General features: G+C 67.1%; 1 protein-coding gene. It reads left to right on the forward strand.

The genetic code is table 11. The features are described from left to right. The coding region (locus tag SB822_RS55490) for an efflux RND transporter permease subunit (RefSeq protein ID WP_410858895.1) at window positions 1-359 on the forward strand (359 nt) is incomplete at both ends.

Genomic DNA, 359 nt, shown 5'->3' on the forward strand with positions numbered 1-359 from the left:
TACAGCGCGATGCAGACGATGTTCGGCTCGCTGTACGTGTCGCAGTTCAACCGCTCGAGCCGGCTGTGGCAGGTGATCCTGCAGGCCGAGCCGTCGTACCGGCTCAGGCCCGACGACCTGACGCAGATCTTCGTGCGCAGCTCGAACGGCAGCATGGTGCCGTTGAAATCGGTGGTGACCTCGCGCTACGTGACGGGGCCGGACCTGATCACGCGCTTCAACAACTTCCCGGCCGTGAAGATCACGGCGAACGCGGCGCCCGGCTACGCGTCGGGCCAGGTGATCACCGCGCTCGAAGAGGTGGGCGCGCAGATGCCGTCGGAGTACGGGGTGGCGTGGAGCGGCGAGGCGTTCGAGGC

Origin of the sequence: Paraburkholderia sp. SIMBA_054 (assembly GCF_046534875.1) — a bacterium.
GTDB classification, from domain to species: Bacteria; Pseudomonadota; Gammaproteobacteria; order Burkholderiales; family Burkholderiaceae; genus Paraburkholderia; species Paraburkholderia hospita.